Raw genomic sequence first — 5,899 nt, 5'->3', positions numbered from 1 at the left:
GGACTCGCCCTGCCGGGGGCCGAGGCCTGGGCGCCCCTCGCCGAGGCCGAGATCCTGATCATGGCCCTGGTCATCGCGGTGATCGCCAGCGCCGAGAGCCTGCTCTCGGCGGCCGCTGTCGACCGGATGCATGACGGCCCCCGCACCCGCTTCAACCGGGAGCTCGGCGCCCAGGGCATCGGCAACCTGATCTGCGGACTCCTCGGCGCGCTGCCGATGACCGGGGTGATCGTACGCTCCTCGGCCAACGTCCAGGCGGGAGCGGTGAGCCGGGCCGCCACGGTGATGCACGGGACCTGGATCCTGGCCTTCCTGCTCGCCCTGCCCTGGCTGCTCGCCCTGGTGCCGACCGCGAGCCTCGCCGGCATCCTGGTGGTCACCGGCTGGCGACTGGCGAGCCCGGCCCACGCCCTGCACCTGCAGGCCCGCTACGGCTGGCTGACCGCCGCGATCTGGCTGGCCACGATGGCCACCGTGGTGGCGGTGGACCTGCTCTCCGGCGTGCTCACGGGCCTCGCCCTGAGCCTCATCCAGGCCCTGCCGAGCCTGCGCAAGGGCCGGCTCCGGATCGAGCACGCGGCGGCCCCGGAGGTGCCCGGCGTGCCGGAGCTGCGCCTGTCGGGGGCGGCGACCTTCCTGCAGCTTCCGAGCCTCACGGCGGCCCTGGAGCGTACCCCCGAGGGTGGCGAGGTCCGCCTCGCCACCGACAACCTCGCGGCCATCGACCACACCTGCCTGGAGATGATCGGCGACTGGGCGAGCCGGCGCAGCGCCGCCGGCAGCCGGATCGCCGTGGTCGGCGGGTCGGGAGTCCCGCACGACCGGCTCGCCGCCGCGGTGGCGGCCCCGGCCCACTAGGAAGCCCTGTGCCGAAGGGGCAGACCCTTCGGCACAGGGCGCGTCGGAGCAGGCCGTGCGGACGCGGGCCCGAAGCGGACGCGGGGTGGGCGGGGTCCGGGCGGGATCCGAAGGCGGGACCGTGGGTCCTGCGGCGGCGCCCCGATGTTTCCACGCGGATCCGAGCGGACGGCGCCCCCGGGCCTGTCCGCGTCGCGGCAGACGGTCGCGGCAACCGGTCGACGGGGCCGCCTTCCGGTCCGTCCCGACGCGGGCCGGGAGCCGCCCGGGTTCGTCGGAACCCGGAATTCCATCGTTTTCACAACCGGTTAATCCTGAATCTTCGCGCCCCCTTAACGGGCGGACCGCCAGACTCGCCGCTACGGCAGGCCCGCAGCGCGGGATCGGCCGCGGAATGGTACTCGTCAGGAGCTTCGTCGATGATCAGGTTCCTCGCGGCTTCGGCCGCATGCCTGGTCCTGTGCGGCGCCGCGGCGGCGCAGGACATGCCCGGCCTTGCGACGCTGCATCCGCCCGATCCCGCCCAGCCGGTGGCGGCGAGCGCCCCCGTCCCGATGCCGGACGGCGGGGTGGCGCCGAGACTGCGCCTGGGATCCGTTCCCGATCCGGACGCGGCCCGTCCCGACCCGGTCCCGACGCCCCCCGGCAGCCTCGCGCTCCGCAGCACCGCGGCCGACGCCGCGCAGACGACCGCCAGCCTGAAGGCCCCGTCCGCCACGCCCAAGCCGTGGTGCGCGCAGGAGCGGCGGGTCGGCACCGGTCTCGGTTTCTGCCTCGTCAATTGAGCGGTCCGCCCGGGCCGTGCCGGGCTCTGCCCCGGACCCGGTCGCCGGCTCAGGAAGCCCCGTAGACTGCGACCGCGTCGAAGGTCTCGCCGTCCTCCGGGGCTTGGTCGCGAGAAGCGACGAGGGAGGCGACGAGGAGGACCAGCACGGCCGCTGCGACGGCCGCGACCGCGAGCGGCCGCGTGATCAGATCCGCATGGGCGCGGGCGGCGTGGATCACCGCGCAGCCGAGAAGGAAGATGCACACCTGCGCGGCCGGCGTCGCGAAGGCCGCCGTCATCGCGGCGTCCCGGTCGTCCAATGCCGGCCGATCACGCCGATCGGGTCCATGACGGTGTTCATGACCGTGTCCATGGCACGCCCTCCCCGGCTGAGGCTGCCGATGCCCGGCTTGACCCGCAGGCGGTCGGCCGCGCCGGCCGGCGTGCCCGAACATGCGGGCGCGGGCGACCCGGCCGGGCGTCACGTCTGCGTGACCGGGCCCCCTCGGGCGGGTTCCGGATCCGGCGGCGCCAGGGCGTAGGTGGCCTCACCGACCCGGCTCAGGGGCCCGCCCGGCCCGGACCGCTTCCACAGCCGCGTGTTGAGGGCCGCCACCGGATCCCGGCCGGGCAGGGTGAAGCCCTGCCCGACGAGCACCTCCAGGATCTCGGCCGCGTGCAGCGGCCGGCCCGCGCGCCCGATCGCCGCGCAGGCCGCCTCCACCACGGCCCGGCCGTAGCGGCGGGCGCCGGCGGCATCCTCCGTGAAGGCGATGGCCGGCGGGATGGCGCCGCGGGCGCCGGCGGCATCGGTCCGGACCACGGGACGCGCCTCCGGATGCACTTCCAGACGGGCTTCCGCCCCCGTCGTCCGCGCGGCGCGCCGGAATCCTCCGCCGCCGGTCCGGACCGATCCCCCGGCACGCCCGGGTCCCCCAGCGCCGGATCGTCGGCCGGGTCTCCGCGAAGGCGCGTCCCCGGCTCGGGGACCGGATCCGATGCCGCCCTCGCCCCGGATCCGGCGGCTCCCAGGCGGCGGCCGAGCTCGAGGTAGAGCACGAGGTCGGCGATCTGCCGGTCGAGGGCCTCGCGCTGGCGCCGCAACGCGGCGAGCCGCGCCTCGATCTCGGATTCCGACAGGCCCACGCGATGGTCCCTCCGACCTGAGGGAACATCTACCCGTTCTCAGCACCGGTGGGAATGCTCTAAGTCGGAATATCCCGTACCGCCTGAGCGACAGTCGGAATATTCCATCCGGCGAGCCTTATTCCCTTGCCCGCTTCCGCATTCCCTTGGCGGCCGGCCTGGGCGGCACGAGCAGCGTGCTCGGATCGGCCGGATGCAGGGTCAGGCCGCCCTCGTCGAGGACCAGCGGCAGCCGCGGGAAGACCTCGCGCAGATGCGCGAGATCCGCCTTGAACGCCTGCCGGAAGCTGCGGATCGAGGCGTTCTCGGCGCCGAACTGCGCGTGGAGGTTGGCCCAGGTCAGGCGGAGCGGTCGCTGCAGCGACCGCAGGCGGTAGCCGGTCCAGAACAGCAGGTCGAGCTTGCGCGCCGAGCCCGAGAAGGCCCGGGCCGCCCGCACGTCCACCGGCAGGGCGTGCCGGATCAGGGTCTCGTAGAATTCGGGGTCGAAGCGCACCGTGCGCCCCGCCTCGTCGGCCCCCTCGCCGGCGCGGGGGCGCCACAGTTCCAGGCTGCGGAACGGCGGAACGTTGAGGGTGGTGGCGCTGTCGCGCCCGTCCCAGAGGCCGATCTGCATGGAGCAGGCGGCCAGCCGGTTCAGCTGCTCCTTGAACTGGCGGATGGTGCCGCGCTCGCCCCCCGTGACCGCGAAGCCCATCTCGCGCATGAAGCCCGACAGGGTCTCGGCCACCTTCACGGTGGGGCTGCGCTGGCGCACGGCCTCGGTGCAGAGGTGCAGCAAGACCAGCCGGGCCTTCGGGCCGTAGGGCAGCCCCTGGGGCTCGAAGGCGCCCGTCTCCGGATCCTTGATCCGGCCGGCGATCAGGCTGAGGGAGTTGCGCCCGTAGCTGCGGGAGAATTCGCGCACCGGCCCGGGGTCGCGGTAGGGCAGGCCGCACAGCGCCAGGACCGAATGGATGTGCTGGAGGCTCGACGGGAGCGCCGGCTCGCTCTCGATCACGAGGCGCACCGCGTCGCGGCGGCGCTGGTCGCGCGACAGGCCGGCCCGGCGGCTCTCCTCCTCACCCAGGAGGGCGGCCTGGGCATCGCGCTCGCGCTGACGGTGGAACACGTGCTCCACGATCTGCGCGAACAGAAAGCCGCCGCGCGCCGCCTCGATCTCGGCCTGCAGGTCCGGGTCGTGGATCCCGGCGATCTTCTCCTCGATGCTCATCGCCCCTCGGTCCGCGGCACAGGGGCGCGTTCGTCCGGCGAACGGGAGAACGGCCCGATCCTGCCATGCCACGATTCGGACGCCGCGGACCCGGTTCGATCGGGCTTGTCCCGGCAATCCACGCTTCCCCGCTCCCGGCCCGCCCCCGAATGCAGGCGCATGACCGGGGCCGGGTGACCGCGGCCCCCCTCCATCCCCGCTCCAATCCTGCTTCGATCCCGCTCCGCCCCCGCTCCGCCCCTCTCGGCTCTCCGGGGCCCCTCCGGCCCCGCGCGACGCAGAGTTCGATACGGGGTCCGTCCGCCGCCCGATCCCACGCAGAGTCCGATACGCCCACCCGCCCGCGTTCCGTCCCCGTTATCCACCGGCGCGGGCCGGAATCCCCGCCGAATCCGATACGCTGCCGCGCAGATTCCGATACGCCACGTCGCCGGTCCGGCGCAGAATCCGATACGCGACCGCGCAGAGTTCGATGCGCACCCACGCAGAGTCGGATGCGCAAAACCACATCAACCCCATGGCCAGAATGAGGAATTTCGGACTGCATATAACTTGCCGAACTGACTCTCTGAAAGACTCTTCCAGATAATCTTCCTAGTGTCGGAGAGCCCGTTCGTTCTGACGAACGAACCCTGACCGCACCGGAAGCGCACAGGGTACGAAGGGAATGTATGATGGTTTTCCACATTCCCTCGAATTGCCGCCGTCGCCGCTTGACGATCCGCAGAGCCTGGATGGCGGCGGGCCGGCCGGCTTCGTCACGGGGACCGTCGCGATCCCCGCGATGGCGGCTTGACGCGGGCGATGCCGCCCGGTTTCTCGGAGCCGTCCCAGAGGGCCCTCAGATGAAGAGCGTGCCGATGCCTCCCTTCCCGATCGAATCCCGATGACGGACCGCCGCGATGACGGCCGTCCGTCCGGCAGTCGCCCCGCCCCGAATCGCCCGCACGGGCCCCGACGTCCGGCTCTGCGGCCCGGCAACCGCCCCGGCAGCCGTCCCGGCGCGGCGGGCCGCCAGCGGGAGGCGGACGGCGACGGGCCGGCCGTGCTCTATGGCTGGCATCCCGTGGTTCAGGCCCTGGGCAATGCGCAGCGCGGCCTGCAGCGGCTGCTCGCCACCGAGAACGCGGCGGCGCGGCTGGAGGCGGAGTTCGGCGGCGCCTTGCGGATCACCCCGGAACTGGTCCGGCCGAGCGAGATCGGCCGCCTGCTCGGACCGGACGCCGTCCACCAGGGGCTGTATCTCGAGGCCGAGCCCCTGCCCGCCCCGGGGCTCGACGATCTGCCCGCCGACGCGCTGCTGCTGGCGCTCGACCAGATCACCGACCCGCACAATGTCGGGGCGATCGTCCGCACCGCCGCGGCCTTCGGGGTGGCGGGGATCGTCACCACGGCGCGCCACGCCCCGGGCGCAACCGGGGTCCTGGCGAAATCCGCCTCCGGCGGCCTGGAGCACGTGCCGTTCGTGACCGTCCGGAACCTCGCCGAGGCGCTGATCGCCCTGGGGGAACGCGGCTTCACCCGGGTCGGCCTCGATTCCGACGCGCCGGAAAGCCTCGACGCCGTGACGGTCGCCCGGCCGCTGGTGATCGTGCTGGGCGCCGAGGGCAAGGGGCTGCGCGAGCGCACCCGGAGCTGCTGCGACCTGCTGGCGCGGATCCCCTTCGCGGGGGCGATCCGCAGCCTCAACGTCTCGAACGCCGCCGCCATCACTCTCTACGCCCTCGGCCGGACCGAGACCTGACCGCGACCTGACCGAGGCCTGTCCGCGACGCGGACCGACGGCCCGGTCGAGACATGTTCGGAAACACGGAACCGGCGCCGGAAGCCCCTCTTCCGACTAGGCAGTTTCCGCAACTTCCCGTAGAGTTGTGGATGAGGGGGGCGTAGGCGGAAGGCGCGTCCGGATGCTGACG

At 73.4% G+C, this 5,899-nt stretch carries 6 protein-coding genes; 3 read left to right on the top strand and 3 right to left on the bottom strand.

Annotated elements, in window-relative coordinates; genetic code table 11:
- Both I53_RS13485 and I53_RS13480 read left to right on the top strand, forming a co-directional pair.
- The coding region (locus tag I53_RS13485; RefSeq protein WP_043351520.1) for a solute carrier family 23 protein at positions 1–858 on the top strand (858 nt) is incomplete at its 5' end.
- Between the two features lie 419 nt (positions 859–1,277).
- Positions 1,278–1,643, top strand: coding sequence for a hypothetical protein (locus tag I53_RS13480; protein WP_043351518.1), 366 nt, complete (start codon positions 1,278–1,280; stop codon positions 1,641–1,643).
- A 49-nt stretch (positions 1,644–1,692) separates the two neighbouring features.
- Here the strand turns inward: I53_RS13480 and I53_RS13475 are convergent, their stop codons facing one another.
- From I53_RS13475 to I53_RS13465, 3 genes are all read right to left on the bottom strand, one after another.
- Complete coding sequence (locus I53_RS13475; RefSeq protein WP_043351523.1) at positions 1,693–1,923, bottom strand: hypothetical protein; 231 nt, start codon at positions 1,921–1,923, stop codon at positions 1,693–1,695.
- A gap of 182 nt (positions 1,924–2,105) precedes the next feature.
- On the bottom strand, positions 2,106–2,447 hold the full coding sequence (locus I53_RS36135; protein WP_374701323.1) for a hypothetical protein: 342 nt from the start codon (positions 2,445–2,447) through the stop codon (positions 2,106–2,108).
- A 441-nt stretch (positions 2,448–2,888) separates the two neighbouring features.
- On the bottom strand, positions 2,889–3,983 hold the full coding sequence (locus I53_RS13465; RefSeq protein ID WP_043351517.1) for a replication protein RepA: 1,095 nt from the start codon (positions 3,981–3,983) through the stop codon (positions 2,889–2,891).
- A gap of 886 nt (positions 3,984–4,869) precedes the next feature.
- On the opposite strand from I53_RS13465, the gene I53_RS13460 reads away from it, so the two are divergent.
- On the top strand, positions 4,870–5,727 hold the full coding sequence (locus I53_RS13460; RefSeq protein ID WP_043351515.1) for an RNA methyltransferase: 858 nt from the start codon (positions 4,870–4,872) through the stop codon (positions 5,725–5,727).
- Positions 5,728–5,899: the final 172 nt, after the last annotated feature.

The organism is Methylobacterium sp. B1, from assembly GCF_000333255.1.
Lineage (GTDB): Bacteria > Pseudomonadota > Alphaproteobacteria > Rhizobiales > Beijerinckiaceae > Methylobacterium > Methylobacterium fujisawaense.
The sequence above is the reverse complement of the archived record's forward strand: the minus strand, read 5'-3'. Positions and strand labels throughout refer to the sequence as shown.